Here is a 26,722-nt window from a genome sequence, read left to right as displayed (position 1 = left end):
TGAAACAGTCAGCCCTTGTTCGCTGATGGGGTTTCCATTGGCATAATTATCGACCTAAAAAAACGGCAAAACCCTAGGGTAAGACGGGCCGTTTGCTGTCAATAAAGCCAGAAACCTTACTGGTCCGTTCTAGCTAACAATATTAGTTGCATTTTGTTAATTTAAAACACGAAATTTTTTTTATTTTCAATGCATAATTTCCCAAAAAAGTCGATTAACTTTTGGTTAACCATAGCCGTTTTTTGACTTATTTTAAGGGGAGTTAATCAGTTGATTAAGTCGAAATTAAGATAGAATTAAGAAAAGATTAAGCCGGCAAGTAATTGGTCGAAATATTCTTGTTTTTTTGTGGTTATCCCTTGAAAAAAACTGAAAGTTATTGCCTGTTGAGAGTGGGGGGTTAACCCTGTCAACCCTCCCCAGATTGATCTACAAAATGTTCAATTTCACCATCGCAGACCGATTTGGCTTCCCCACGCCCCGCTCACCCTGGTAAGGAATTTTGGGTCTATCATGGAAAAGCAAACTGTAAAGAAACCTTAAGCAGTTGCCCTTTGCCTCATTTCCTCCCCAGCAGATTATTCCGTGAGTTCTTTCCAGACCCTCCGTCAACTATCTCCCTCCACCCAGAAAACTTTTGCTCTGTTGTTTGCTTCAGTGCTGATGTTTTGGCTCAGCCTCACTGCCCTTCTTCCCACTCTGCCCATGTATGCCCAGGATGTGGGAGCAACGAAACAACAAGTGGGTTGGATTATGGGGAGTTTCGCCCTTGGCCTGTTGGGGTCCAGAATTTGGATTGGTCAGTTGGTTGATCGCCGGGGGAGAAAAATTGCCATTGTCATTGGTGCATTGGTTGTGGCTCTGGCCCCCTTGGGATACCTACTCACCGCCACTGTGGGAGCTTTAATGGCCATTCGAGCTTTTCACGGCATTTGCTTGGCTGCCTATACCACCGGCTATAACTCCCTAGTGGTGGATTTATCCCCACCCCAACAACGGGGGGAAATTATTGGCTATATGAGTTTAGCGGTGCCTATTGGTATGGGATTTGGGCCGGCTGTGGGGGCTTACATTTCCCAAAGCATTGGCTACGAATTCCTATTCATTGCCTCTTCCCTGTTGGGCTTTATTTCCCTGGTTTTGGCCCTACAGGTGCGGGAAAACCGTCCCCCAGATCAATCGTCAGCAGAGGATGTTTTCGGCGATCGCCCCCGACCCCGTTCCATCGGCAAACTCCTCACCAGTCGCTCCATGGCCGTACCCACCTTGGTGTTACTGCTGATTGGGCTTTTGTTCGGTAACTTGGCCACTTTTTTGCCCCTGTTTGTGCGGGAAATTGACCTAGCTACCTATGCGGGAGTTTTTTACAGTGTGGCGGCGATCGCCAGTTTTGTGCCCCGCCTCTTCCTTGGTTCCTTGGCGGATACCTATGGTCGGGGGCTATTCATTGTCGGTAGCCTGATTTGCTATTTGCTGTCTATGGTGTGCCTTGCCCAAGCGGATAACTCTTGGGAATTATTGACCGCAGCCGCCCTCGAAGGAGCAGGTAGTGGCATTTTATTACCCACCACCATCGCCCTAATTTCCGATCGTTCCTCCCTGGAGGAAAGGGGAAGGGTTTTCTCCGTGTGCATGAGCGGTTTTGATGGAGGCATTGCCATTGCCGCTCCCATTATGGGCGTACTGAACGAGATATTTGGTTACCGCCATGTATTTTGGCTCAGCGGCGGATTAGCCCTGGCGGCAATCATGGTTTTTGGCATTTTTTCCAACCCCACCATCGGCCGTTCCCTCAGGTTTTGCATTGGCCGCAGTAGGGACCTCTACGCCACTCCCCAATAGACCTCCTGGACCTAGATAATTCCTGTCAACGGCGGAAAATCTTGTTAAGCTAGAACAAGACTCAGGCGATCGTTCCTAAATTTTTCCTGCCCGGTTCCATGCTGAAAAAATTTTTCTACCATGGCGCTCAGCGGGGTCGCCATTGAACAATTGGGGAAAATTTCAGTGCTGCATCTTATTTATATTTTGGCCTTCACCGTGATTGCCTTCCTTGCTGTTAGCAACCTAATTCGGAGCTTAATTTCCGTCAGCATGGGCAGCCAGCGCACTCCACCCAACAGTTTTTCCCGTCGCTTTGGCCAGAGCAGTCACCCGGAGTTGTTCGATGACCAGGGTCGCCCCATCAGTGAGCCCTTATTGGTGATGCGCTCCGTCAATGTTGACGATGCCAGGGAAAAGTTGAACGCCATTTTTGATGCTTCCCCTAGTGTGACTTTCCAAGAAGGCGAAGAGGAAAAATAATCCTGTCAAGAATCAGCAATAAAATTTTCGAGAATTTCAAATAGATAATGACGTAGGATGATAGGGAATATTGGGTAATGAGCTTTTGCAAAGATGTCTACACACTGTCACTGTCCTCAATGTGGTCATGGGAATGTCGTCAAAAATGGCTTTGTCAAGGGGAAGCAACGATTCAAATGTAAGAGGTGCCAATATAAATTTACCAATCTCTCCAAGGAACGGGGTAAACTTCTCTGGATGAAACTAGAAGCGGTCTTATTGTACATGGGTGGTATGTCAATGAATGCCACAGCAAAACTCTTGGGAGTTTCCACTCAGTCACTGCTCAACTGGATTAGGGATTTTGGCGAAGCAAACTACGAGAAACCGGCTCCAGACTCAGCGATCGTAGTGGAATTAGACGAACTGTGGCATTTTCTTCAGGCCAAAAAAACAAGTTATGGCTCTGGAAGGCATATGACCGTGTTACTGGGAGACTCATCGACTGGGAACTGGGAAATCGTGATAGTCAAACCCTGAGTCGTTTGCTGGAGAGACTGGCAAAGTGGAAAGTGACAGTGTCCTGTACCGATGACTGGAGGCCCTATCAACAACTGCTGGATGAACATCCTGATGCGTTTCATGGGATTAGCAAAAGAGAAACAGTAGGAATTGAGAGAAACAACTCAGATAATCGCCATTGGCTTGCTAGATTTCATCGCCCCACGAAAGTTATCTCCAGGTCAGCCCACATGGTTAATATCACCATGGCAATATTTGCCAAATTCAGGGTCAATGGTAACATAGAACTATTACGCAACTGGCGCCTTTCATTACTTTCTTGAGACTCTCAAGCAGAAAAGTCAAAGGCGAAGAGTGGCCCGGCTATTCCATCCAAGGTGTTATTAGGAAAACCAAGTTCTCCTTCTACTTGACTCAGAGCCCCAAATGCTAAATCACTATTACCCCACCAAGGTTGGCTTGTTAAAAGGCTCTCATTGTCACTGTAACTTCCTTTAAAAGTCTCCACCGTGTAGTTTTGTCCATTGTCACCGCTTCGACAGAGGGGGCAACAAAAGCGCTGCCAACTGAACGTCCTATCGACAATCCATCTTTTTGGTAAGACCTCAAAAGACTTCCCTGAACGACTAATCACCTGGACTTTGGCTTGAGTTAAGAGCCAGATGGCTAACCCAAAGGTATCACCTCGATAACCCTGGTCTACTAACATGCTCTTGACAGACTCGAGGAGTTGAGTTCCTTCTTTAAGCAAACTCATCAGAGCATAAGCTGTGACGATACGTTCACTTGCATTTGCTTCGGTCACTATCACTTTTAAGACTAAGCCCAGACTATCGACGATTAGATGACGCTTTCGCCCTTTCACCTTCTTACCTCCGTCAAAACCGTAGACTTCCCCCTTTTTTCGGTGGTTTTTACCGATTGGCTATCTGCCGCTATTACGCTAGGTTGAAGGCTCTTGCCACTCTAGAGGCGGCATTGCTCCAGCAGCCTTAGATTGAGCCTTTCCCACACGCCATGACGTTGCCATTTACGATAATAGCTATAGACCGTGCTACTAGGAGGAAAGTCATGGGGTAACATTGCCCTGCCCATTGACAACCCGTTTTTAGTTGGTAGTAAATACCATTACAAACCGCTCGCATATCTGTGGTTCGTGGGTGTCCTCCGGGCTTTGCGGGAGGAATCATTGGTTCAACTATTGCCCATTCTGCATCGCTCAGGTCTGTTTCATAGGCTGTCAGACTTTTCATACTCTTTGTCTCCTTCTGCTCTTACTCTTAGTTTTCCTTTTTTTCTTCTCTTACTTGCTATCCATTATAAGACTTTATAAATGGGCTCTAAACACCATAATCAGAAACCCAGGGATCTAGCTTAAATTCTTCCCGCAAAAAATCAATAAAGCAATGAACTTTGGCAGGATAAAAGCGACTGCGACGATAGACCGCATAAATGGGAAAAGGGACGGGTTGATAATCCTGTAAAACAACTTTAAGATTCCCCTGGTAAATATCGTCACCAAACATCCAGATGGGAGCAATTGCAATGCCTAAATCTGATAAAACTGCGGCTCGCACAGCAACGGAGCTATTGGTTTGAAAACTACCTTTAACATTGATTGCAATGACTCCATTTTTTCCATGAAAATGCCATTCATTAATGGTGGACAAGGATGTGTATACAATACAGTTGTGTCTGGTCAATTCCTCTGGTGTTTTCGGTTCTCCTGATTTTTCAAAATAACTGGTACTGGCGACTGTTACACGACGAGTAATACCAATTCTTTCACTAATTAGAGCCTTATCTTGATGATTTCCAATACGAATAGCAAGATCTAGTCCTTCCTGCACCATATCAACAAAATAGTCGGCCATCATTAAATCTATTTTGACCTGGGGATAACGGGCGATAAACAGACTTAAGCGGGGCACAATTTGCATTTCGCCGAATAGGACTGAACAACCCAGCCGTAAGGTGCCAACGGCTTTTTCTTTACCTTCTAAACTTGCTTCAGCTTCAGCAACTGTTTCTAAAATTTGTTGACAGTATTGATAATATTGTTTCCCTTCCTCTGTCAAATTTAGTTTGGTAGTGGAGCGAGTGATTAACCGTACCCCCAGATATTTTTCCAAGGCGGCAATTTGTTTACTGATAGTTGGTTGAGTTGTTTGTTGCTCCCTCGCGGCGGCGGAAAAGCTATTCATTTCAATTGCTCGAACAAAGCTCTGCATACAAGCAAGACGATCCATCGCAATACCTATTCCAATCTGGCATATGGCATATTCTATTTTGCCGGCTTCCCATCGAAAAAAAAACAGGCAATGATATCTCAATCAATAATTCCCATTCCTAAAAACTCGATGTTAAGACTAAAAACCGTTAGTTCTTTGCTAACCCCCCTTATTCTGGCTGGCATGATTGGCCTAGGAGATGTCGCCCTTCACAGTTTTCTACCCCAAACTCAAAGTACGGCGATCGCCGCTCCCCCTTCGGCAAGCCAAGAACAGATCGAACTTATTATCGCCAGTAAAGGAAAAACAGGCAGTGGAGACCAATTGAGGCGATTTTTTTACGGTGATCTAGAACCATTAGGAGTGCAACCGGGGGGCGCTGGAATGGTTGTCAATCTGTACAGTAAAAAGAACGATGTTACCTTTTCCTATTGTGCAACCTACGACGTAGTTGTGGCAGTAAAAGGAGGCCGGGTCGCCATGTTTCCCGCCAGTGAAGTCAAGTAGATCTCCGGGAATTTGTTCAATTAGGGCAATCTTTAGGGGATATGATGGGTTATAGCCTCCAGCTATCTCCGGAAAGATTGTGAATTTACAAATTGAATTATACAAGTTCCAGCAAGAATCTTTGAAAAGGTCTTCACCTGAAAGAGCTGCTATTTTTTCTGATTTTATTCAAGGTCTGAGTGAGGAATTTAGAAATCGAAGACTATTAAGAATAGGAGATTTTGCCCCAGACTTTACCCTGAAGAATACCAAAGGAGAAACGATCATTCTCTCCGAACAATTAAAGACTGGTCCCATATTACTTAAGTTTTTTCGAGGTTACTGGTGTCCCTATTGTGGTTTAGAATTGCGCGCTTATCAAAAGGTTGTTAATAAAATTAGGGCATTGGGAGGGACAATTCTGGCTATTTCTCCCCAAACTCTAGTTGCTTCTCAAAAAACCATTGATCGTCATGATTTGACTTACGATCTCCTCAGCGACAGTGGTTTTCAAACAGCTCAGGATTATGGATTAGTTTTTACCGTTCCCGATGCTGTTAAGCAAATTTATTTACAATCAGGCTGTGTTATTCCTGAGCACAATGGCACCGAAGAATGGTTATTACCCGTGCCGGCCACATTTGTAATTGATCGCCGCGGCCATATCGCCCTAGCTTACGCCAATGTGGACTTTCGTGTTCGCTACGAACCTGAGGATGCCATTGCCATTTTACTGTCTCTTTTTGTTGGCAATTGACTAATTTTTTTCCTAATTTAAGGAATTTAACGCTATGAATATTCGTCCCCTTGTTAGTTCTTTGTCTGCTTTAGCTATTTCTGTAGCTCTGTTGCCCTTGGCTAATTTCCCAGCCCAAGCCCAAATGGTAATGCGTTTTACCACTCCCTTTGTCACGGATTCTGGTTTTGTGGGAGCCGCCGGCAATATGCACTACATCACCCTAGCCGTTACCGGATTTTCCTTAGAATCGGCCACCATTAGTTTACCCATTGACATGGGGCGTTCCATTGATGTCAAAGCTTTTGATCCTAATGGCAAGGAAATTCCCACCACTACAAAAGTGTCCCCTGGGGGAGTAACCATCGACTTTAACCAACCGGTTGAGGCTAATACTTATGTAAGACTGCAATTATCGGGGATTGATATGTCACGAATGGGGGGACGGGTTCTTTATCGTGTCACCACTAAGCTAGAGGGTGTCGATGGAGATATTCCCATTGGTTCGGCAATGGTTCGCTTGAAAGAGCAAGGTTAAGATTAGTAATAATTTAATCTTAGGCGTTGCAAAATTAGGATATAACCAGCAAAACTTATAACCAATTTTGTTTTTATTTCTTCGATCTGCAATGCCTATTAATTAACCTAACTGATTGATTAGCAAAACGCGATTAATAAGTTAACTTAAGTAATTAAAAAGCACTGACTTGCTGGAAATTTAAGAGATTTAAACGTGAATAAAGTGCCGACTCTTATCTGTTTGCCCGACAATCGATTACTGGAAATTGACTCAAACGAGACTATTTTGGATGCCCTTTTAAAGGGTGATATTGCCCACATAAGTGTGTGCGGCGGGAAAGCCAATTGCTCAACCTGCCGCATTATGGTTCTAGATGGTATAAAAAATTGTAGTCCTCCTACCAGTATCGAACAAGCCCTTGCTAAAAAATTAGATTTTCCCTTTCACGTCCGTCTAGCGTGTCAAACAAAACTATCAAATTCAGCAACTATCCGTCGTTTAGTGTTGGATGAGGGCGATATAGATTTAATTGATCATCAATTAACTACGGGGGCAATCAATACCGAGCGCAATGTTGCCCTATTAATGGCTAATATTCGTGGGGCAACTAATTTTGATGAAGTTAATTTTCCCTACGATATTGTCTATGTTATGGGACGCTATTTCAGTCAAATGCAAAAAATTATTGAAAAATATGGAGGGACAATTTCCAACGTCATGGGACGAAAAATGTTGGTTGCTTTTGGTCTCAAGGAGTTTGATGTTTCTGCTGCAGAAAGGGCAACTTGGGCAGCCTTGGAAATGTTTAAATCAGTTCAAGAATTAAATACCTTATTAAATCAAATGCGCTATCGCCCCTTGAATTTAAGTATGGGGATTCATTCTGGAAGTGTTGTTTTTGTTCCATTGGTGGCGGCGCAATCTACCCTATTAACGCCCCTAGGTGAGGTGGCCGCCATTGTCAATCTTCTCGAATCAGCAAACAAACTAAAAGGAACACAACTATTAGTTTCCCAAGATGTTTATCAGGTAATTAAGAACCAGGCAAGGGTCGGCAATCAAATCATCCTCAAAGAAAAAGAAACTACTCTGCAAGCCTATGAAATTTTGGCAATGCAAGGCACTCCCCCCATTATCGAAGATGTTGAGGTTGTTCCACGTCGTCAACGGCTTCTGACATTTGTTAAAAAATTTGCAGGTTCTTGGCTAAAATCTTCTTAAAATATCCCTTTTTCTGCTGGAAAAAGAGAATTTAAATATTTAGTCTTAAATTATTTAAAAATTGTTTAATAAACTCGGGGATTAATTTTTATGATGGATTTTCAAGATACCTGGGCTTTGTTACATCCGGCGATCGCCGTGGTTGTGGTTTTCCCTCTGTTGGGCATTGTGCTTAACCGTGCTTTACTCACCCGGGAACGGCGTTTGGCGATGAAGGTGGGCGAGAAAAGTAAAATTCCTCCCATCGTTGGCACCGAACACGTGGCGATCGGAAGATATCTTAGTATGGCGGTGGTGGGCGTTACTTTTCTAGGGTTAGCCTATCCTATTTTTTCTAAGTTTATTAATAAAAATCTAATTTCTGAAGAGCCTTTTCGGGTTTTATTTATCATTGCGCTGTTCATTTTAAGTATTACTTCTTTCATCTTTCTTTTTCAAGCTAAAACAAGAATTTGGCGGGGGATCTTTGCCACCTTAACGGGAATGGGACTAGTGCTCTTAGGTTGTCAGCCCGAAATTTATCGTCGAGACCATGAATGGCTTGTCTCCCATTTTTATTATGGAATTTTAGCCGCGCTGTTAATGATTTTTTCAGTGGCTACGATTCAAGATATTTATCAAGATCGTCGAAATCGTTGGCGTAATGCCCACATTATTATTAATAGTTTCGCTTTATTGCTCTTTATTGGTCAGGGCATAACTGGGGCAAGGGATTTGCTGGAAATTCCACTTCATTGGCAAAAGCCTTATATTTATCAATGTGATTCCGTCGGTAAAACCTGTCCTCAGTTCAAATAAAGAGAGGATTATTGCAATGGATAGCCAACGAATTTTTGACCTAGAGCAAATTGCTTGTTTTTCTGAGCAAGGGGCAACGGTAACGTCGGTAATCGAGACAGAAAACTCTAGTATTGCGGTTTGGGGCGTTCAACCTCAGCAGATTGTTCAGCCCCATTCCCATCCCGATGGTCAGGACACTTGGGTGATGCTCAAAGGTACTTTAACTTACTGTTTGGGGGATGGGCAAAGTCAAATTTTGCACCAAGGAGAAGTGGCGATCGCCGAGAAAAATCAAGTCCACGGAGCAATTAACCATGGTCGGGAAAATGCAGTTTTTGTTTCTATCTATTCGGCTCCCCACATTGGCTATCAAAAGGAATCAGCATAGTAAATGAAACATGTTTTTTCTGGCTTTCAGACTTTTCTCAAACAAGTTCATAGTCCAATTTATCTTGCCCTTGCCGTTGTTATTTTTTCGGCTGCCAATCCTGTAACTAGTCGTATTATTGAATTGGGTAAAACGTATGAGATCAACGGTCGGAATCCTATTTCCTTCTGTAATGTCCTCTTTGTTGGTAATTTATGCGCCTTGGGTTTGATGATCTTAATTTTTCACCCTGATTGGCAACTTCATAAATTAAGAAAATTAACCCGAAAAGATTGGTTCCTTTTGACTGTTACAGCCATTTTGTCAAGGGCGATCGCCCCTGGATTAATGTTCAGTGCTTTGGAAAAAACTAATGTAACAAATGTGGTTTTAATTGGACGGCTGGAACCAGTTTTTACCTTAATTTTAAGTATTTTATTACTGAAAATATCAGTTAATTGGTTAAGCATGGTGGCGACCTTGATTTCCTTTGTCGGAGTCGCTGTTACGGTTTTTTGGGGGGTTGCTGATCCCCTTGATATGGTGATAAATTTCGATTTTGGCTTGGGGGAAAGCTTTGTGGCGATCGCCGCTTTTATTTCAGCAATCACAACAATTTTGAGTAAGCAACAATTACAATCTATTCCCGTAGGTATTTTTACTGTTTATCGTAGTTTGCTGGGAACTTTTGTGTTTTTTTGGATAGCAGTTATTATTTACGGATTTGACCATTTTATGGATGTTTCTTCTCCCATTTTATGGCGATGGATGTTAATTTATGGTGCTATTATTGTCGTTGTTGGTCAAGTGGCTTGGTTAGCCGGTCTCAAAAATGCAAGTTTTATTCAAATTAACTTAGCAAGTCTAGTAACTCCTATTTTGGCGATTATTTTTGCCTATCTAATCTTGCTGGAAACGCCCACAAACGCTCAGTATTTAGGCGGAATCTTGTTGTTGTTGGGGGCAATACTAAGTTTTATTGATAATCTGAAAACAGCAAAAGATAAGCAAGCTTCAAAGCCTTTAAATTCCCGGGAAGCAATGGATACAAATGTGGGCTTTAGGGGAGTTTAGACAATCATCTAGATTTTTGCGGTTTGGTTAGCAAATAGCTGGTAAAATACTCGCACGACAAACGCACATGATTAACAATAATTCCCAATTTTTGATAAAACGATAATCATAAAAAATCAGTCTCTTCTAAAGATAGCTTTCCAATCACTTTTCTCTGCCCATAATATGGGAAGGCTATTATTGGGACAGGTTTCAAAAAAAGAAACTAGGAGCTGATTATCTTTGTATCCTAAAGGCATTGTTTTAACAAGTTTACTGCCATAAGTATAAGCAATTTCTTTTGCTTTATTCCTTTCCTGAGAAGAATTAAACATTGATGAACTCTCACTGAAACACTGATCTTGTTCGGTGAGATGATCGCAGACAAATACCTTGACATTAAAAGGTAATTCATTTCCTTTTATTTCAATATTTTCTATGCCCGATTCAAAGCCACAGATAGCACCAACAAAGACTGTAATTTTATGTTCTTTTATCAGAGATCCACATAAATTACTCAATGTATCAAGCCCTCTAATGATTGATTGACCAGAACCAATTATATCTTCTATAAAAACAATTCTTTGAATTTCTTTATCTTGGATAATAGCTTCTTTGATTTTAGACAAAGACACATTATGTGAACTACTACGATAAAAATTATTTACCGTCGCATATAATCTTAAGTAGGTAGAACCGCTTTTTGTTGGACTCCCAAAAGCACTTAATAAAACTTCTCTTGTTTTTGTTTCCCCTTTTGCATTTTTGGGAAGCTTGTATACCAATCCTTTTTTTACCTCATTATGAATGATTCCTAGTTTTTCTCTAACTTCTATTTGTGTATAAAACTTTAAATTTAACAATAGAATGAACATAAGACGTTTTTCAATATTGTTTGAAAATTGATCAAGCCAACTGCGAATGTGTTGAGGTGTAATTTGTTGTGCTCTGTATGTTGCGATCTCTCCCCATGATTTACATAAATCAACAATTTCTGTGTCTTCAACATAAGCCCTGTCCTCTTCTTTTTCTAATTCTTCAATAGCTTGCTCATCAAGAGCTTCAGATGTAATGATGTTAAAACCTTCATTTGTTAGCCATTTATCAAAGAATAAAGGCTTAAATCTATAGTTTTCAGATTCCTCAATCAAAATTTTGCGATTGACGAAACTTTCAAATACCTTTGTTGTTACAGTCTTGTCTAATATGCTATTATTCAGAACGACTTCTTTTGTGAAGCTGTTCTTGCCTGAGCGAATTTCTCTAGCATAAGAAATTAAAAATTTTCGTCTCTGAGTTTCAATTTTGTCTACTTCTACTGGATCGCTTTCTTTAATTCCATCTTTCCAGAAATGATTAACATTATTACTATTAATGGAAGATAAACTCTTTGAGATTGCTTTAGTAACTTCTTCATAAGAAACATAAGCGTTTCTGGTTTCACAAGCCATATTATAAATATTTCCACATATTAATTTTGTAAAAAATGGATTTCCTTCTGTCATTTTATAGAGTTCTAATATTGCATTATCAGTAAATTCTATTATTCCTTCAACAGGTTTGCATACTAAGTCTTGAAAGTCTTTCCAAAATCTTCCTTTATCAAAATAATCAACTGGAAAGGATTCAAATTTATTTAATTTATCAGTTGATTGATTGATTGTCGTCATATTCTCTCCGCCAACTAAAATAAATCCAATATTATTGTTACTGCTTAAACTTCTAATATTATGAAAAAAATTGTCTCCGATATCCGTCAGCTTGTATAATTGAGAAGGAATTTCATCGAACTCATCAAGAATAATCACAAATTTGTGATTGGGTTCAATTTTTCGTATTTTTCTAAATAATTTATCTAAAGGTGTAATTGAATCTTCAAACTCAAACCCTGGAAGTTTATATTCATTGAATGGTTGATCATCAATGATTTCTTCATAAATATATTCCCCTAAAGATTTTAAGAATTTTTCGGGAGAACTTTTATCAAGGGAACCTACTGAAATATAAATTGCAGTATAGAGTGAATGTTTTTTTAGCTTATTTTCAATGATTTTGGCAATTGATGTTTTTCCAACTCTCTTTTGTCCAAAGATGATTGAAGATTCTAATTCGTCAGAGAAAATTTTATTTTCAAGCTGTCTAATTTGTTCTGAACGACCAATTAAATCGTTTTCTTTAGAAATAGCCTCTAAACTGTAGGGTTTTTCCTTACTTAATTTTTCCCAGTTTAGTTCTGTATTTTGTGGAAGCAACTCACCACTAAATTCTTCATGGCACCTGGTCTTGTCGCAGTTATACCAATCAACTCTACCCAAGATAATTTCTTCTAGTTTTTCTTTGTTTTTCTGCACAAGAATTTTGGCTTCAAATATCCGATGTGTAGATTCTAATGGCTCGAGATTTCCAATATATATTTTAGGGTCATAAAGCATCAATAAACTATCATCTACATCAAGAGTAACTTCAATATCAAAAGCTTTTCCTTTGCCTATATTATTCACTTGAATTTCTATATTTAATAGTTGGTCTTTTATGTGGAGAGGATATTTTTTCTTTATGAGTTCTACACGTATTATTGTTGGAACAATATCATCTCTCTTTGTATAATCTTCATCAACTAAATTAAGTAGCCTCTTGAAAAAATTACCAATACAAGTTTCAACTAATTCTGATTGTTTGGAACATTGATCAATAAATTCCTGATAACTATTTTTTATATTGTCATAATAGTTGATTTTTGATTCAACAGAATTGCTTTTTTGATAATCTTGAAGAATTTTAAATAGTGATTGTATTTTAGGTTTACTTAAGATATCTTCATCTGAAAACTGTCTAAAAATAAAGCTATTAACTTTATCAGCAAACAAAAATTGCATAAAGTCGCTTTTGAATTTATCCAAATCCTTCAAGTCACAAATTGATTGTTCAAGATTAAAGAACTTGCGATTTAAATTTCCTTCAATTTCTTGAAGTTTTGATGTTTTTTCTTCTTTATCTGATTTAATATCTATCTGAAACTGCTTATAAATATCCACTAAAATCTCATCGAATAAATCAAATGTTTTATTGCGTAGTGTGACACTATTGTGATTCCAAACTACGCTTTGATTCCTGCATAAGGCTCTTAGCATAGATACGGCTATTAGTTTTTTTTGGTTGGTACTTGTTCGCTCATTAAATAAAGCTGAAATAAGGTTAGAACTCTGAGAAATATTTAAGGTTTCACAAATGGAAGCTAACAGTTCATCAGTTAAAACTTTTAACTCATCAACAGAACAGTCCTCAAGCCTGTTTAAATTCTCTTCAATTCTCTTTATTTTAGTAAAATCCATAAGCCTTATGTGTTTTTTTATCCTATAAAATTTGCGTAGGAAGACACTCTTATGGTAATGGTAACAGAATAAAAGGCGATAAAACCGCCCGTCGATACTAATACGTGCTTTTGCAATGACGGCAAGACTTTACTAAAAATTTACTATATTTTTTCCTATGGATTGCCGACTTAAGTGCACTAATCAATGCACTAGTTTGATGATGGCTTTCGATAAATCTCATACAATTAAAGGCTGCTCCACAGAATTTTCCCTTTCCATGACTGATACTCCGATCCTCGGCACTGTTAAAGAACCCCAACGGGACTATCGCACCCTCGATCGCCAGAAGTTGACGCCGATGTTCCAGCACTACACGGAGGTTAAGGAACAGTATCAAGGGGCTTTGTTGCTTTACCGGGTGGGGGACTTTTTTGAGTGTTTTTTCCAGGATGCGGTGATCATTGCTAGGGAATTGGAACTGATTTTAACTAGCAAAGAGGGGGGCAAGGAAATCGGCCGGGTGGCCATGACTGGGGTACCCCACCACGCCTTGGATCGCTATGCGCGGCAGTTGGTGGAAAAGGGTTATGCGGTGGCCATCTGTGACCAGGTGGAGGATGCAGCGGAAGCCCAGGCAGAAAAACGCATGGTGGAACGGCAGGTGACCAAGTTACTCACCCCCGGCACTTTGACCGATGACAGTATGCTTCCGGCCAAGCGGAATAATTTCCTGGCGGCGATCGCCATGGTGGAGGATAAATGGGGCCTGGCCCATGCGGATATCTCCACTGGGGAATTTTTTACGTGCCAATCCAGTAATTTGGATGACCTAGCAGTGGAATTACTTCGACTCCAACCGTCGGAAGTATTGATACCCACCTCTGCCCCCGATATTCGCAATATTTTGCGCCCTGGGGAACCTTCAGAGCATATTCCTAAACAGTTACCCACCAGTTTTTGTTATTCTCTCCGTTCCCAAGCGCCCTTTTCCTTGGTGGAAGCAAAACAGAGATTACTAACCACTTTTCGAGTTAAATCTTTGGAGGGCATGGGCTGTGAAGGTTTACCCCTAGCAATCCGGGCGGCGGGGGGATTATTGGAATATATCGAAGATACCCAAAAAGCCCATGTGGTGCCCATTCAACCATTAAAAACCTATGGCTTAACCGATTTTCTGGTTTTGGATCACCAAACCCGACGCAACTTGGAAATTAACCAAACCGTGCGGGATGGTAGTTTCCATGGTTCCCTACTGTGGGCTTTAGATCGCACCAGCACCACCATGGGTAGTCGGGCTTTGCGGCGTTGGTTATTGCAGCCTTTATTGGATCTCAAAGGTATCCAAGCTCGCCAGGACACCATCCAAGAGTTGTACCATCATCCCGCTTTGCGTCAGGATTTGCGGCAATTGCTCCGGCAAATTTACGATTTGGAACGGTTAACGGGGCGAATTGGGGCCAACACCGCCAGTGCTAGGGATGTGTATGGCTTAGCATCTTCTTTGGTGCGGTTGACGGATTTAGCTGAGTTAGCTCAGGAAGGCCATAGCCCCTATTTAAAAGCCTTACAGACAGTGCCGCCGGAGTTGGAAGAATTGGGCAAATATGTGTTAGCCCACATTGTGGAAAATCCCCCCTTACATATTCGGGAAGGCAATTTAATTCGTAGTGGTGTTAACCCGACGTTGGATGAAATGCGTCAAAGTTTGGAAGATGATAATCAATGGTTAGCTAATTTGGAAGTAACGGAGCGGGAAAAAACTGGTATTGCTAATTTAAAAGTTGGTTATAACAAAGCCTTTGGTTATTATTTAAGTCTACCCCGCAGTAAATCGGAACAGGCCCCAGACAATTACATTCGCAAACAAACTTTAGTCAATGAAGAAAGATACATTACACCGGAATTAAAAGAGCGGGAAACCCGTATTCTCACCGCCCAAGCTGACTTGAATCAATTGGAGTATGAAATTTTTACCGAAGTGCGGGCCACAGTAGCAGAAAAAGCCCAACCAATTCGGGACGTGGCCAAGGCCGTAGCGGCGATCGATGTGTTGGCAGGTCTAGCGGAAGTGGCAGTTTATCAGGGTTATTGCCGTCCCATTATGCAAATGGAACCAGGCTTAATTGACATTGAAGCAGGTCGCCATCCAGTGGTGGAACAATCCCTTGGGGCAGGTTTTTTTGTTGCTAACGACACCCAATTGGGCCACGACCATTGGCATCCTGATTTAGTAATTTTGACGGGGCCCAACGCCAGTGGCAAAAGTTGTTATTTGCGTCAAGTTGGCTTAATACAGTTAATGGCCCAAACCGGCAGCTTTATTCCTGCTAAAACCGCGACCCTGAGCATTTGTGACCGTATTTTTACCAGAGTAGGGGCCGTGGATGATCTAGCTACGGGGCAGTCTACTTTTATGGTGGAAATGAATGAAACTGCCAATATTCTTAACCATGCCACGGCTAAATCCCTGGTATTACTGGATGAAATTGGCCGGGGCACGGCCACCTTTGACGGTTTGGCGATCGCCTGGTCGGTGGCGGAGTATCTAGCGGGGGAAATCCAAGCCCGGACAATTTTTGCTACCCATTACCATGAGTTAAACGAGTTGGCTTCTTTACTGGAAAATGTGGCTAACTTTCAAGTTACGGTGAAAGAATTGCCAGAGGAAATTATCTTTTTACACCAAGTAACACCGGGGGGAGCCGATAAATCCTATGGCATTGAAGCGGGACGTTTAGCGGGATTGCCTAGTTCAGTGATTACCAGGGCCCGCCAGGTAATGGCCCAGATTGAAAAGCATAGTAAAATTGCTGTCGGTTTACGTAAGGGTAATCGGGGTAAAGTTATGGCTAGTCAAGCGGCTGCTGAAGCAGCGGAAGATCAAGCTAAACAGTTAGATATTTTTGGCTTTTAGAACGTGTTTGAAAAGTTTCATTCTGCCCCCTAAATCTCCTCACTAAAGCTCCGGCAATAATGGGGGACTTTAACTCAGTTTTCTTCCAAATTTAGGCGTCCAGAGGGGCTTTTAAAACAGACTCTTAGAGTTGTAAACGTTACGAATTTGCTTAGTTAATAACTAGCTTTATTGATTGGGGAAAATCTCTGTCACTACCCTTTCGGGGCTAGTACTAGTTACCACCACATTATTATCCGGTAAAGATCCCTGGGCTAAATCCCCTGTGAGGTTAAATTTCACTCCTTTTTGTTGTTCATAGATAATATTTCCTTTTGCCTGCAACGTTTGGGGACCAAAATTGTAAGTTAACTCATCGGCATACAGTTGGGATTGTTGCTCCTGGCTCGTAGTATTAGTGCCCTGCTCTAGTTTAGCTATCCCGTCGGCTAGATTGACTGCTCCCCGGTTACCCCGCACAGTAATTTGTTGTTTATAATCCACAATAGTGATGGGATTATCGGTGGAGACAAAGCGGTTTAGGTAAGACCAACTAATGGGTTCGGCGGCAATTTGCAACGGCGGTTCAACGGATTTAAATTGATTTAAGCCTGCTAAATGTACCAACTGTTGTTTCAGCAACAATTCTGCTTGGTTACTTTTCACTTCGTCGGTGGCAGTTTTATCCACAAAGCGCACTAGGGTCAACGGGCGATCGCCAAAAACCCGGTTGTTTTTAATTTCCCAGGTAATTCTGTCGGTTTTGAGTTCCAAGCGACGGGGGTCCTTGGGTTGATTTTGGTCTTTGGTATTGTGTTCTGTCACCGCCACCACATCGCCGGACACAATCAGCTTTTCTTCCTTGGTTTCATAGCGTCCTTCCTTGGCGGTCACGGTCAAATCAGGGTGTTCCCCTTTCAAATTTTGCCGAGCAGTGAGAATGCTAGATTCCGTTTGCCACTCCACTTCCTGGGCCCGCAACACTGCCTTATTACGGGGGTCAAGGGCAACAATATTTTCCCGTAGAAATAATGCTTTGCCGTCTTCAATAATTTCTCCCTTATCCGCCTTCACCTGGAGCACCACTTTGCCATTTTCGTAAAAATCCCCTTTCACGTTCACTAGGGTGGCATTCTTCCCATCAACGCTATACCGAGCTTCCTCCACCTGAATTTTCCAGACAGTTTGCCCTTTAGCATTGGCTTGCTCTAGGGTGGCATTGTTGAGGGTGAGGCTACTTTCTTCCTTGGGCGGTGGGGGCTGACTTTTTTGTTCTAGGGGATCGGGCGGTGCACAACTGCTTAACATTAATGTGCTGAGGAGTAATCCCCCCCATAAAACGGAGGAGCAACGACGTAGGGGCAAAAAAAGTGAAGTTAGCAAAGTTTAACGAGATTATTTGAAAATAAATGATTAAATTAGGCTCTTTTCAGCAAACCAATCCCCAGAGAAAAACTATCAGGGATTTTCAGGCTCCATTACCGCTTTCAGTTTTCTATTCTAGGCGATCGCCATAATTAGGGTTGTTGTGGGTTAGCCAGAATAATGCCATGGTAACCATCCTGGCTTTATTGCCCGACTCCCTGGCCCAGATGCCCGATTAGCCCCGGCCGAGTTCCTCAGCTTTTTACAGGAGTATGGTGAATCATAATTGAGAGTTTAAAAACGCCTGTTACCTCTATTTCTAAACTCAACTTGTTAATATTTAATATTTCAGCTCCCTGATTTTATCCCTAAATTTTTTAAGATTGATTTTCGGTCATTTCTCGACGAATTTCATCGAGAGGTGATTCCGCTTCATCGGGAATAAATTCAAGGCTTATTTTAATTTTTCCTTTTTTCCATAGCTTACCGGGGGCAAGATATTGGCACTCTGTACCTTCAAATAACCACCTTTTGCCTATATCACTATTGAACCATTTTGTCAAAAAGGCTCCTAGTAATTCTTGAACAGTAAAAGTTTTATGATTAATACATATTTTGTCGGAGTCAGTTACTGAAACTACATCTTCAGGGTTAAGTAATTGTCTTTTGTCCATGGTAATGTCCTCAGCTACTTTGCTCTATTTCTCGACGAATCTCATCGAGGGGAGAATCCGAAACTGAATCTTGAACCTCATCCGGGATAAACTCCAGGGCAAAGATTATTCTAAATTTTCCCTTTAGCGGTTTGTCCAATTTAGGATCAATAATTTCAGCAATTATACCTTCTTCTGTAAAAATTTCTGGTTTAATATCGATTGATTTATGGTCTTTCAGACTAACTTGAAAAGCTTTATAAAAATAATCTTTATTACACCAGGGTACAGTTTTAAAGAAATTAACAAACTCACCGATTAAAGTTTTAATTTTGTAAAAGGAATGGTTATTACCACAATCAATAACAGTGTCTTCACTGAGTGAATTAAGGTAGCCAATTTTGTCGGTTTTCATATTTTTAATATTTCAATTGATAAATCATTGAAGATCAGATTGTATTTCTCGACGAATTTCATCTAACGGAGATTGATATTCATTTGCCTCAGGCTCATCGGGAATGAACTCTACAGACACATTAACTGCAATCCTTCCTTTTTTCCAGCCACTGGATCCAGCTTTTAAAATTCGACAATCAACACCTTGACCCAAGTAAATGCTTGCTCTAGATCCAAGTTCTAATTGCTCAATAAATTTCTCTTGTGGTGGCTGCTGAAAAGAATATTCTAAGGTATGTTTAATACGAGATACTGAAAACAATTTGCCGGGAAACTGTTTGTCTAATAACTGTAGGACGTCATCAGCATTTAGGGATTCTAGGAATTCGTCGTAGATAATTTGCATTGCTTGTATGTCAGAAAGGTTACTTAAATCAAAAGAAAAATTATTCAGCTATTTGCTGGTCTCAATGTAGATTTTAATTCATGGTTGATTATTCTACTATTTCCACAAAATCTGCATCTGCAACTATTTCTGCTTGCTTAGTAATGTCTGATTCTGTAATAACAGGTAACTGCTCAAAAATTTGCATGGCTTTTAAACATTCATTAATGCTAACAATACTCGTTTGGTAAAGATCGATTTTCTGTTTAATCTCCGATTGTAAACGGGAATTGCGAGCAATTTTTTCTTCGGCATCCTGTTCCAACGTTTGCTCACGATATTTCCTTGCCACATCATACTGTTCTAAAATTATTTGGGCTTGTTCTTCTGCCATTGGTAGCAGATGGGTTTTTAGGGTATTATTGACGGTTTGTCGGAAATTTTTCCGTACAGTATTGAAAACTTTAGGTTCAAAATCTAGTTTTAGCAACTCCTTAATAGCTGGTTCCGCTTCCACGATCGCCTGGGCATCATAACCCTGGGAAGTTTGCTGGAGAGTTTGCCGGAATTGATAAATGGAAAAAGTACCTTCATCATAAAATCGGGGACTTTCCCGCACATAACGATCACATTCCGTTCGAGCTTCATTAACCAAGGCTTTAGTTATATCTTCTTCCGCCCGTCGTAATAGTTGCTCAATACCGCCATCATTGCCAACCAAACGATAAACTTGATGGTAACAATCCACTTTTCGTAGGCGATCGCCTAATCGTTGAAAGAAATTTTTAACTAGCTCATGAATAGCTTCTATGAAAGCATCTTCCAATTCATTAGCAAGATAATATAAAGCCTCCACCAAAACTGCAATAAAAGGAGCTGTGGAATTACGAGGATGACTTTCCGTTGCTCGCTTATAGGCATTCATTACCGAAAAAGTTTTTAACAACTCATCTAATCGAGCCACCATTCTTGCTTTTAACTTAGTAAAATCTTGGTCAAATTCCCGATCATTGCCGATAACCACATCATTAATTTGAGCACTCATATATTTTTTGAACTCAATACCCAGATTTTGCATTTCTTGATTAAGCAAAGTTAATTCCTGAGCTTTCATCGCCGCAATTTCCCGGGGCTGACTATCTAACTGCCGATAATTTTCTAGATAAAATTGCCGTAGAGCAATACATAACGGTTGCAAATCATTAGCTAGAGTTGCAAATAGTTCAGGATATTTTTCCTCTGCTAAATAAAGACCAATGCCAGAACGAAAAGATTCAATTCCGCTGTCATGGATTAGTTGATCAACTAATGGTATTCCCCATTCACTTAAAATTCTGACATAATTTTCATTAGATGTTTCATAACCATTGACCGAGACCCGGAAAGCAGTGGACAATAACTTACCAGAATTAGCACAGTAGTTATTAAACTCGCTAACAAATTGTGGTGTTTCTTCCTCTCCGTCAAAACCTTTGATGGTGGTGGCAAAAATTGAGTCCAAGCCAAAACGAGTACTACTATTAGTCTGCTTAACTTGACTGCCGTAGAAACCAAGTAAACCACTGGTTTTATAGACCCTAGAATTATCCCGAAATTGCGACTGAATTAAACCCTCTAGCCGTTGTCGCAGTTGAGTATTGTACCAAGTATCGTCAATGCGATTAAACACATAAAATACCCGATCTCGGATGCCATGATTTTTGCTGATGCGTTCTAATAATTGTGTTTCTTCTGCACTCATATCTCCTGCTGCCGCTGGTTTAAGCACACAGATCACTGCTGAGGTATCCGGGCTTTCAATTTTACGGTAAGCTCTTTCCGCATCTTCTTTAACTGGGGCATCAATCCCTGGCAAATCCACCAAGACATTGCCATCTTTTAATAATGAGTGATTACAAAAATAATCCAATCGTTTAAGCACCGCACTATTAGCTCCCCGCCTCGCATAACCTGCCGCTTCAGCTAAACTAGAAAAATTTAACTGATCCATAGAATACGTGGAATTTTGTACAGTATTAATCCTTTCTCGATTTTGCTCAAATCCTATTAGTAGTAAGTGTAGAGCATTGGCTTGTTTGGCTCGTTCTGACTTATTTTCTCCCCCTTCTTCTGCAATTATTTTCTGACAATATTGACTAACCACCTTCACTGCTTCAGGTTGATTAATATTTAAATCCCCCACATTGACATTGAGATATTTTGCTAAAATCAAAGCCTGCTGACGAATTTCCGCTTCACTCAAAAAAGTTAACACTACCCTTTCTTCATTGGCGTTAGCATATTCAATATGACATTCTGTCCCCGTGGCGTGACCTTCTGCACTATAAAGCAATTCCCGCTCCAACAACGCATTGATCAGCATGGACTTACCGGCACTAAAAGCCCCGGCAAAAACAATTTCAAACCGGGGGGACAGTGCCTTTCCTAAGGCCGTTTCCACAATGCTGGTGTCCTGCTGACTGCGGAGTGTGGGTTCCTGGCGCAGAAGCTCGATTAACTGATTAACTTGCTCACGGAGATTCTGACATTGGGGCGCAATCTTGGACATGGAAGCCTCGTTAGTGGAAAAATCGCTCTAATACAAGGCTATGCTCAAACTAATTGGCCGTTGACTTCGACTTTACAAAAATTGATATTTTCCTTGTTTCTTGTGCCACTCCCATGGAAAAAACGCCCCGTATTCCCATCCCTGCCGTCGTTCGTGAGTATGTTTTCCGAAGGGATAATTACCGTTGTCGAGCTTGTGGTTGTAGTCACAATGAAACGGCTTTACAGGTAGATCACATTATTCCTTTGGCAAGGGGCGGTAGTAATGACATGAGTAATCTGCAAACTCTTTGTCAGAGTTGTAATGGCAGTAAAGGAGCTAAGTTTGATCCCCGCTTTCGTCGTCGCCATTGCTAAGCATCAATGATCAAGATCGACAAAATTGATTAGCCTGTCGTGCTTGAGCGTAGTTGCCAACTCCAGTTCTTGGGTTTGTTCTTTTTCCCTTTTGCTATCCCAGACCATTAATTTCACCGCAACCTTGGCGATCGCCCCATCGTGGCCGACTGTTTTTGACAGAAACACTGCGCCGAACCCACCAATCCCAAGCAAGGTTTCAAGTAAGTACTTGTCCTTCAAATGGGTTCCCTCTAAGCTTTTCCAGGACTGTAAAAACATAAACTCTATAATCAAGTTGGGATCTTGGTAAAACAATGATAGTTCCACCAACTCAGGAAAACTGTAAAGATTAATAAAGTTGTTTAGTATTGAAATTTTATTTTGAGTTTGGACCTGTCTGTCGTCATTGACTGTGGCGATCGCCTTTTTTTGCTGTAGCCTAAGCAAAATTACGACGTGGGAAGTTATGAAAGAAGATCTATTGCCCTTTCTTGCAGGCGTTGGCCTGTTGGTGCTTTACCTAATTTGGTCCGCCAAAACCGAAATGGGTACCCGTTGGCCCTGGCGGAAATGAGTTATCGAGATGGGCAAAATTGATTAAGGTAACCAGAAACTAAGGCCATGCGATTGGGTTGGGTCTGTATGGTGAATGCTTCCCGCTCCAAGTCTTGGCGGTGAATATTGCCATACCTGAGCCAGAAAGGTTGGGCATAGACCAATGGTTCGGCCGTTACCCCCAGGGGGGCTAATTGACCTTTACCCTTACATACTTGGGCGGCATGGACTGCCTCATGGATAATGACCGGCACCGCAATACCCAGTTCAAAGGTGAGGGGATGAATCCAAATAGTGCGGCTTTCAGCATTGATTAATCCATAGGCTCCCCGCTGGGGAGGGGGCGACAACAAAACTTTGAATTGCTTGGCTTCCAATTGTTGCTTCACACTGGCAAAGTCTGGATCTGTGGAGGGCGTTTGGGCCATAACCTTAGCGGCAGGGGAAAACGTTAACCCAAAAGTCACAGCTAAGCCCAGCGGCATGATTAATTCCCGCCCAAGCTGCATAGGGATAAGGAAAGAAAAGAAAGATGCTGGGGAAAAATTCATCGGTGAAGTTAGCCTGGCTGAGGGGGGAATGGGGCATGGAACAAAATTGTTTCCGGCTCCTAAGGATGAAGATGGATGGCCAAAACAACGTCGGGCTAGATACAATAAACGCACACCACCAAGGTGTTGGGCCCTACCCTATTTAACCTAATGATTAGGTTTTGCTTTGGGTAAGCTGGGAGACTGTAACGTTCCCCCACGACGGCTCAAAACATTGATCGATGGAAAAATTTACTGTGTCAAAACGTCATTGGTTGCTTTTATGGGGACTACAACTGGGCTTGGCCGGTGGGGCGGCTCCGGTGTTTTCCCAGGCGGTTCTGCCCTACACCCCCAATTTAGACCAACAGCAGTTGGAAGATCAGGGCCTGGCGCTCACAGAAGATGTGGTGCAATTGGTGCGCTTTCAGCAGTACGACCTGGCCTTTCCCCGGGCTAAACTGGCAACCCAACTGGCCCCGGAACAGTTTCAAACCTGGTTCATTCTCGGCACTCTTTATCTACAGCAGGAGGAAGTGGAGCCGGGCATCACAGTGCTGAAAAAAGCCGAGGCCTTGGCTCCAGAGGAAGCAGGCATTAAGTTTACTTTGGGTAATGCCTATTTCCAAAAAGGTCAGTATGACCAAGCTGTGGAGGTGTTGCTAGCAGGTTTGGCCCAGCGCCCCGATACCCCCGCCGCTTTGTTTGATTTGGGGAATGCCTACCTCAAGTTGGTCAAATATCCCGATGCGGTCACTGCCTACCAAAAAGCATTGAAAGCAGAAGAGCAGTTCTGGCCGGCCCTCAACAATATTGGTTTGATTGAATACGAACAGGGAAAAATTGACACCGCCCTCAAACGTTGGCAAGAAGTGATCAAAATTGACTCCGAACAACCGGAACCCCAATTGGCGATCGCCGTGGCGTTGTATAAACAGGGCAAAACGGAGGAAGGATTGCGGAAGGCCCAGGATGCCCTCAATTTAGATAGTCGCTATGGGGAAATTGATTTCCTGGTCAAAAATCTTTGGGGAGAGCAGTTAATTGCAGATACGAAAGCCCTATTTGCTACCCCTACCATGGTGGAAGTATTGCGTACTTTGCCGCCCCCCAGTGACGACCTGTAAAAGCTCGAATTTTCCCATTCCTCTGCCATAACTCCTCAACTTTGCCATGACCCCAGACCAAGTAATTGTTGCCCTAGATGTGCCGGATTTACCCAAGGCGATCGCCTTAGTGGATCGTTTGCCAGGGGTAGGTTTTTGGAAGGTGGGGCTGGAATTATTTGTGGGGGCGGGGCCGGTCATTTTGGCGGAGTTAAAAGACCGGGGTAAAAGGATTTTTTTGGATCTGAAATTCCATGACATTCCCAATACGATGTTGGGGGCCTGCCTGTCTGCCAGTCGGTACGAAGTGGATTTACTCACTCTCCATGCCACTGCGGGAAGTCAAGCTTTAACCTTAGCCGCCCAAGCCATGGCCCCATTGCCCCATCCTCCCAAACTGTTGGCCATTACCCTGCTCACTAGCATTGGCGATCGCCAGTTACGGGAAGAGTTACAACAACCCTTAGCCGTGGATGATTACGTCAACGCCATGGCCCGGTTGGCCCGAAATGCTGGCATTGATGGAGCGGTGTGTTCCCCCCAGGAAGTGGCTAAACTGAGGCAAACCTGCGGCCCTGAATTTTTACTGGTTACCCCCGGCGTGCGGCCTCTCTGGTCGGCCCCAGGCGATCAACAACGGGTCATGATTCCCGCCCAGGCGATCGCCGCTGGGGCCAATTATGTGGTCATTGGTCGACCCATCACTGCTGATCCTAGTCCCGAAGCCGCTTGGGAAAGATTATGCCAAGACCTTGCTGTTTAAAATTGTTGGGCTTCTCCTCGGTAGTCAAATTTGGCCTATCTGTCACTGGCTTTGCCTTGATATTGGTCACAGGCCTGGGTTTAAGCTCCGCCCAAGCCAGAAATAGCCGCTCCCCCAACGGAGGCCACTGCCAACAACCGTTAGCGGAATTGATGCCCCCCCTACTGGACGCACTGCCCAGTTATACCAATCGGGTCATGCAACGGAGTCAAATTGGTGGCGTTCCTTTGAGAACTTACATTTTGATTGCTGGCAATGCGGATTTTGATCCCCTGCCCCTAGCTCAACAACAGTGGCAAACGGAAGTACCGGATACCACTAAACAGGTTTTTTTCACCACCCTGGAAAGAAGCTACACCGACCAACGGGCGATCGCCAGCCAGAATTTTTACTGGGCATTTTTTGTGCAAACGGAGCAGGGTTGGCAATTGGCCTTACTGTACCAACAATTAGGGGGAAGCTCCCCGGATCAGCCCCCTTCTCCCCGACGGGATGCCAGCACCGGGGCGATCGCCCAAGGCATTCGTTTATGGTTGAGGGATTGTCAGGCAGGGGTATTTGCTGCTAGTTGACCCGGCTTAAAATCACAGCAAACCATTGTTGGTCATCGGTCCACACTTGGAGTGGCTCTAGGCCATGGTCCGCCAATTGCCGGGGAATGGCGTTGGGATTGTTAGCATGGAGGGAAAATTTGCGGGATATTTCCGTCAGAATGGTTTCTCCAGCTTGCAGATCCACCGTTAAATCAAGATTTTCCAACCGCACCGTTTGCTTCGTGCCACTGCGTAAATACATTTCAATTTGGGATTTTTGCTGATTAAATACAGCCCGATGGGAAAAGTTATCCAACGCAAAATTACCTTGAAAACGCCAATTTAAATGGCGCAACATATTTAAATTAAATTCCGCCGTTACCCCTTGGGCATCGTTATAGGCGGCTTCTAAAATATCAGCAGGTTTGCATAAATCCACCCCTAATAAAAAGTAATCCCCTGGGTCTAACGCTTGACCTACTTGTTCAAAGAATACTTGACAATCTTCAGGGGAAAAATTACCGAGAGAACTGCCTAAAAATGCCATCAAACGATGGGGATAATTATGATCGGGCAATGATGCCAACGCCAACTGATAAGTACTTACTAAACCTTGCACCGTTAAGTGGAGATAGGTAGCTAAAATAGCCTCCGCATTTTCTCTTAAAATCGCTTCACTGATATCAACGGGAATATAGCGTAGGGCAATATTTTCTTCCGCAAAGGCATCTAATAAAATCCGGGTTTTAGTGGAACTGCCGCTACCCAATTCAATGAAGTCACAGGGCCCCGTAATTTGCACCAATTCCTTGGCGATCGCCTGGAGAATGCTCGCTTCGGTGCGGGTGGGATAATATTCCGGCAGTAAGCAAATTTGCTCAAACAGCAGGGAACCCCGGTCGTCGTAAAAATAGTGGGGCGGCAAAGTTTTAGGGGATTGCTGTAAACCAGCAATAACATCCTGGCCATGGTTGACATAGCTCTGGGGATGGCTGAGGAGCCGGTTTTCTATCTGCAGGCGGAGGGAATTTTGAACGGAGACCATGGTGAGGTGCAAAAACTAACACATCCTCGCACCATAACCTGAACTGTCCCTCCAGATCGACAGACCAGGGATAGATTCAGAATTTTTACCCTGGCCGTA

The 26,722-nt window shown here is 42.5% G+C and carries 26 protein-coding genes and 1 pseudogene; 15 read left to right on the top strand and 12 right to left on the bottom strand.

Annotated features, from left to right (window positions below; all coding sequences use genetic code 11):
- Positions 1–585 precede the first annotated feature (585 nt).
- The 3 genes from C7I86_RS06540 (at position 586) to C7I86_RS06530 (ending at position 3,128) form a co-directional block, all read left to right on the top strand.
- On the top strand, positions 586–1,842 hold the full coding sequence (locus C7I86_RS06540) for an MFS transporter (protein ID WP_010872465.1): 1,257 nt from the start codon (positions 586–588) through the stop codon (positions 1,840–1,842).
- 120 nt (positions 1,843–1,962) lie between these two features.
- Positions 1,963–2,304 (top strand): DUF2973 domain-containing protein, encoded by a 342-nt coding sequence (locus tag C7I86_RS06535; RefSeq protein WP_010872464.1) that lies wholly within the window; start codon positions 1,963–1,965, stop codon positions 2,302–2,304.
- A gap of 93 nt (positions 2,305–2,397) precedes the next feature.
- Positions 2,398–3,128, top strand: a protein-coding gene (locus C7I86_RS06530; RefSeq protein WP_102014007.1) for an IS1 family transposase whose coding sequence is annotated in 2 segments (ribosomal slippage) — positions 2,398–2,731 and positions 2,731–3,128 — 732 coding nt in all. Because the reading frame shifts where the segments join, the coding sequence is not laid out codon by codon here.
- A 239-nt stretch (positions 3,129–3,367) separates the two neighbouring features.
- On the opposite strand, the pseudogene C7I86_RS06525 reads toward C7I86_RS06530, so the two are convergent.
- Positions 3,368–4,058, bottom strand: a pseudogene (locus C7I86_RS06525) (IS5 family transposase); the annotation flags it as partial.
- A gap of 87 nt (positions 4,059–4,145) precedes the next feature.
- A complete protein-coding gene (locus tag C7I86_RS06520; protein WP_010872459.1) occupies positions 4,146–5,054 on the bottom strand; it encodes a LysR family transcriptional regulator in 909 nt (302 codons plus the stop codon).
- A gap of 72 nt (positions 5,055–5,126) precedes the next feature.
- Between C7I86_RS06520 and C7I86_RS06515 the strand changes: the two genes are divergently transcribed.
- The 7 genes from C7I86_RS06515 (at position 5,127) to C7I86_RS06485 (ending at position 10,220) form a co-directional block, all read left to right on the top strand.
- Complete coding sequence (locus C7I86_RS06515) at positions 5,127–5,543, top strand: hypothetical protein (protein WP_010872458.1); 417 nt, start codon at positions 5,127–5,129, stop codon at positions 5,541–5,543.
- Between the two features lie 79 nt (positions 5,544–5,622).
- Positions 5,623–6,279 (top strand): peroxiredoxin-like family protein, encoded by a 657-nt coding sequence (locus tag C7I86_RS06510; RefSeq protein ID WP_010872457.1) that lies wholly within the window; start codon positions 5,623–5,625, stop codon positions 6,277–6,279.
- 34 nt (positions 6,280–6,313) lie between these two features.
- Complete coding sequence (locus C7I86_RS06505; RefSeq protein ID WP_010872456.1) at positions 6,314–6,796, top strand: hypothetical protein; 483 nt, start codon at positions 6,314–6,316, stop codon at positions 6,794–6,796.
- Positions 6,797–6,991: 195 nt separating this feature from the next.
- Positions 6,992–7,999: an adenylate/guanylate cyclase domain-containing protein gene (locus C7I86_RS06500; protein ID WP_010872455.1), complete on the top strand. Its 1,008-nt coding sequence runs from the start codon at positions 6,992–6,994 to the stop codon at positions 7,997–7,999.
- Between the two features lie 90 nt (positions 8,000–8,089).
- Entirely contained in the window at positions 8,090–8,797 is a 708-nt protein-coding gene (locus C7I86_RS06495; RefSeq protein WP_010872454.1) for a DUF4079 domain-containing protein, read from the top strand.
- A gap of 16 nt (positions 8,798–8,813) precedes the next feature.
- Entirely contained in the window at positions 8,814–9,167 is a 354-nt protein-coding gene (locus C7I86_RS06490) for a cupin domain-containing protein (protein ID WP_020861699.1), read from the top strand.
- A 3-nt stretch (positions 9,168–9,170) separates the two neighbouring features.
- Complete coding sequence (locus C7I86_RS06485) at positions 9,171–10,220, top strand: DMT family transporter (protein WP_010872452.1); 1,050 nt, start codon at positions 9,171–9,173, stop codon at positions 10,218–10,220.
- A 116-nt stretch (positions 10,221–10,336) separates the two neighbouring features.
- Here C7I86_RS06485 and C7I86_RS06480 read toward each other — a convergent pair whose 3' ends face one another.
- Positions 10,337–13,531: an ATP-binding protein gene (locus C7I86_RS06480; protein ID WP_010872451.1), complete on the bottom strand. Its 3,195-nt coding sequence runs from the start codon at positions 13,529–13,531 to the stop codon at positions 10,337–10,339.
- A 259-nt stretch (positions 13,532–13,790) separates the two neighbouring features.
- Here C7I86_RS06480 and mutS point away from each other — a divergent pair, with 259 nt between their 5' ends.
- Complete coding sequence (gene mutS, locus C7I86_RS06475; protein ID WP_041425962.1) at positions 13,791–16,427, top strand: DNA mismatch repair protein MutS; 2,637 nt, start codon at positions 13,791–13,793, stop codon at positions 16,425–16,427.
- Between the two features lie 168 nt (positions 16,428–16,595).
- On the opposite strand, the gene lptC is transcribed toward mutS, so the two are convergent.
- The 5 genes from lptC to C7I86_RS06450 all read right to left on the bottom strand — a co-directional run bounded on the left by lptC (position 16,596) and on the right by C7I86_RS06450 (position 21,753).
- Positions 16,596–17,714, bottom strand: a complete 1,119-nt coding sequence (gene lptC, locus C7I86_RS06470) for an LPS export ABC transporter periplasmic protein LptC (protein ID WP_010872449.1) — start codon at positions 17,712–17,714, stop codon at positions 16,596–16,598.
- A gap of 434 nt (positions 17,715–18,148) precedes the next feature.
- On the bottom strand, positions 18,149–18,445 hold the full coding sequence (locus C7I86_RS06465; protein WP_020861697.1) for a KGK domain-containing protein: 297 nt from the start codon (positions 18,443–18,445) through the stop codon (positions 18,149–18,151).
- Positions 18,446–18,455: 10 nt separating this feature from the next.
- Positions 18,456–18,839 (bottom strand): KGK domain-containing protein, encoded by a 384-nt coding sequence (locus C7I86_RS06460; protein WP_010872448.1) that lies wholly within the window; start codon positions 18,837–18,839, stop codon positions 18,456–18,458.
- 24 nt (positions 18,840–18,863) lie between these two features.
- The gene (locus C7I86_RS06455) at positions 18,864–19,226 is read right to left on the bottom strand and encodes a KGK domain-containing protein (protein ID WP_010872447.1); all 363 of its coding nucleotides are present in this window, start codon (positions 19,224–19,226) and stop codon (positions 18,864–18,866) included.
- Between the two features lie 88 nt (positions 19,227–19,314).
- Positions 19,315–21,753, bottom strand: coding sequence for a dynamin-like GTPase family protein (locus tag C7I86_RS06450; protein ID WP_010872446.1), 2,439 nt, complete (start codon positions 21,751–21,753; stop codon positions 19,315–19,317).
- 113 nt (positions 21,754–21,866) lie between these two features.
- Between C7I86_RS06450 and C7I86_RS06445 the strand changes: the two genes are divergently transcribed.
- Complete coding sequence (locus C7I86_RS06445; protein ID WP_041425959.1) at positions 21,867–22,109, top strand: HNH endonuclease; 243 nt, start codon at positions 21,867–21,869, stop codon at positions 22,107–22,109.
- A 3-nt stretch (positions 22,110–22,112) separates the two neighbouring features.
- Here the strand turns inward: C7I86_RS06445 and C7I86_RS06440 are convergent, their stop codons facing one another.
- From C7I86_RS06440 to C7I86_RS19085, 3 genes are all read right to left on the bottom strand, one after another.
- The gene (locus tag C7I86_RS06440) at positions 22,113–22,406 is read right to left on the bottom strand and encodes a hypothetical protein (protein ID WP_223211357.1); all 294 of its coding nucleotides are present in this window, start codon (positions 22,404–22,406) and stop codon (positions 22,113–22,115) included.
- Positions 22,407–22,666: 260 nt separating this feature from the next.
- The gene (locus C7I86_RS19090; RefSeq protein WP_223211356.1) at positions 22,667–23,074 is read right to left on the bottom strand and encodes a hypothetical protein; all 408 of its coding nucleotides are present in this window, start codon (positions 23,072–23,074) and stop codon (positions 22,667–22,669) included.
- A 4-nt stretch (positions 23,075–23,078) separates the two neighbouring features.
- Entirely contained in the window at positions 23,079–23,234 is a 156-nt protein-coding gene (locus C7I86_RS19085; protein ID WP_223211355.1) for a hypothetical protein, read from the bottom strand.
- A 199-nt stretch (positions 23,235–23,433) separates the two neighbouring features.
- Between C7I86_RS19085 and C7I86_RS06430 the strand changes: the two genes are divergently transcribed.
- Genes C7I86_RS06430 through C7I86_RS06420 form a run of 3 tightly spaced genes read left to right on the top strand, consistent with a single transcriptional unit; the run spans position 23,434 to position 25,617 of the window.
- Positions 23,434–24,303, top strand: a complete 870-nt coding sequence (locus C7I86_RS06430) for a lipopolysaccharide assembly protein LapB (protein WP_223211354.1) — start codon at positions 23,434–23,436, stop codon at positions 24,301–24,303.
- Positions 24,304–24,349: 46 nt separating this feature from the next.
- Complete coding sequence (gene pyrF, locus C7I86_RS06425; protein WP_010872442.1) at positions 24,350–25,045, top strand: orotidine-5'-phosphate decarboxylase; 696 nt, start codon at positions 24,350–24,352, stop codon at positions 25,043–25,045.
- Positions 25,024–25,617 carry a hypothetical protein gene (locus C7I86_RS06420; RefSeq protein ID WP_010872441.1) on the top strand — a complete coding sequence of 198 codons (594 nt, stop codon included), beginning with the start codon at positions 25,024–25,026 and terminating at the stop codon, positions 25,615–25,617. Before pyrF ends, C7I86_RS06420 begins: the two co-directional genes overlap by 22 nt.
- On the opposite strand, the gene egtD is transcribed toward C7I86_RS06420, so the two are convergent.
- The gene (gene egtD, locus C7I86_RS06415) at positions 25,610–26,623 is read right to left on the bottom strand and encodes an L-histidine N(alpha)-methyltransferase (RefSeq protein WP_010872440.1); all 1,014 of its coding nucleotides are present in this window, start codon (positions 26,621–26,623) and stop codon (positions 25,610–25,612) included. The two genes, C7I86_RS06420 and egtD, sit on opposite strands and share 8 nt — an antisense overlap.
- Positions 26,624–26,722: the final 99 nt, after the last annotated feature.

The sequence above is a fragment of the Synechocystis sp. IPPAS B-1465 genome, assembly GCF_003015225.1.
Classification (GTDB): domain Bacteria; phylum Cyanobacteriota; class Cyanobacteriia; order Cyanobacteriales; family Microcystaceae; genus Synechocystis.
This window is presented reverse-complemented; position numbering and strand designations above follow the sequence as displayed.